Source organism: Streptococcus sp. CL8.13, from assembly GCF_049737895.1.
Genome location: NZ_JBKOTT010000124.1, coordinates 1 through 1,904, shown reverse-complemented (window position 1 = coordinate 1,904; position 1,904 = coordinate 1). Strand labels below are relative to the sequence as shown.

At 39.1% G+C, this 1,904-nt stretch carries 3 protein-coding genes; all 3 read left to right on the top strand.

Features of this window, described 5'->3' with window-relative positions; all coding sequences use genetic code 11:
* Positions 1-1,023: ribosome biogenesis GTPase Der (gene der, locus ACLNCN_RS04515; RefSeq protein ID WP_424844717.1), on the top strand; the 1,023-nt coding region annotated here is incomplete at its 5' end.
* Between the two features lie 83 nt (positions 1,024-1,106).
* Positions 1,107-1,442 carry a hypothetical protein gene (locus tag ACLNCN_RS04510; protein WP_424844716.1) on the top strand — a complete coding sequence of 112 codons (336 nt, stop codon included), beginning with the start codon at positions 1,107-1,109 and terminating at the stop codon, positions 1,440-1,442.
* A gap of 139 nt (positions 1,443-1,581) precedes the next feature.
* Positions 1,582-1,869: a hypothetical protein gene (locus ACLNCN_RS04505; RefSeq protein ID WP_261011102.1), complete on the top strand. Its 288-nt coding sequence runs from the start codon at positions 1,582-1,584 to the stop codon at positions 1,867-1,869.
* The last annotated feature ends 35 nt before the right edge of the window (positions 1,870-1,904 follow it).

Below are 1,904 nucleotides of genomic sequence, written 5' to 3'. Positions count from 1 at the left end.
ACCGATGCAGACGAATACGTAGCCCGTAAGCTTTATAAGACCCACAAACCAGTTATCCTCGCAGTCAACAAGGTGGACAACCCTGAGATGCGAAATGATATCTATGATTTTTATGCCCTTGGTTTGGGTGAACCATTGCCTATCTCATCTGTCCATGGTATCGGTACAGGGGATGTGCTAGACGCTATTGTAGAAAATCTTCCAAATGAATATGAAGAAGAAAACCCAGATGTGATTAAGTTTAGCTTGATTGGTCGTCCAAACGTTGGAAAATCAAGCTTGATTAACGCTATCTTGGGAGAGGACCGTGTCATTGCTAGTCCTGTTGCTGGAACAACACGTGACGCTGTTGATACCCACTTTACAGATACAGATGGTCAAGAATTTACCATGATTGATACGGCTGGTATGCGTAAGTCTGGTAAGGTTTATGAAAATACCGAGAAATATTCTGTCATGCGTGCCATGCGTGCTATTGACCGTTCAGATGTGGTCTTAATGGTCATCAATGCGGAAGAAGGTATTCGTGAATACGATAAGCGTATTGCAGGATTTGCCCATGAAGCTGGTAAAGGGATGATTATCGTGGTCAACAAGTGGGATACACTTGAAAAAGACAACCACACTATGAAAAACTGGGAAGAAGATATCCGTGAGCAGTTCCAATATCTACCTTACGCACCGATTATCTTTGTATCCGCTTTGACCAAGCAACGTCTCCACAAACTTCCTGAGATGATTAAGCAAATCAGTGAAAGTCAAAATACACGTGTTCCATCAGCTGTCTTGAACGATGTGATCATGGATGCCATTGCCATCAACCCAACACCGACAGACAAAGGAAAACGACTCAAGATTTTCTATGCGACCCAAGTGGCAACCAAACCACCGACCTTTGTTATCTTTGTCAACGAAGAAGAACTCATGCACTTTTCTTACCTACGTTTCTTGGAAAATCAAATCCGCAAGGCCTTTGTCTTTGAAGGAACACCGATTCATCTCATCGCAAGAAAACGTAAATAAAAAAGCAGAATCTGGAATGACATTTCCAGATTTTTTTGATAAAATGAAGTTGAAGAAAGCGCTATCAAAAAGAGGTGTTGATGATGGAACATTTGTTTAAATTGTTAATCTTATTACCCTGTTTTTACTTTTTCAGCTGGATTGAAAAGGCCAACAGAGATAGTAAATTTTTCCCAATTTTTTACTATTTTTACTGGATTTACATCATCCTCTATGCTCTTTTTAGCCTTGCTTGGACAGTTTTTTCAGTCTTGTTTTTCAATATCCTATTGAGAAATGTGGCAGATATCAAGTTTTGGGTCATTTGGTTTCTTTTTATTCTGCTAGCTATTGGTCTGAATTGGTTAACTTATTCCTGTTTCAAAAAAATGTTTCGCCTGAGACGAGAACTAGGGAAGTCAAAAGGTGGAAGGCATTGATTTATACTCTTCGAAAATCAAATTCAAACCACGTCAACGTCGCCTTGCCGTACTTAAGTACAGCCTGCGGCTAGTTTCCTAGTTTGCTCTTTGATTTTCATTGAGTATTATATTACTTTCTATTTGTAGGAGGTGGCTTATGACACATCTAAAATCATTTATTACACGCTATTCCAAGGTCTATATTGGTTTAGTTCTGTTGATCTGGATTGCTTTCTTCTTTCTTCCTTGGGGCAGTCCGATTCTGGGGGGAAAGATTGACCTCTTCAGCATGCAGAAAGTTTTACTAGTTTTTGGAATTCTGTCGATTTTGATGGCCTTGCTGTCCAAGAAAGTCAGTCTCTTTGTTTTTGGACTTATCTGTTGTCTTTCTTTTTGGATAAATCTATTTATCCTATTTGCTATTTTGCCGATTTTTGGCAATTAAAGTATCATAAAAATCAGAGAGGTTAGCTTGGAAAC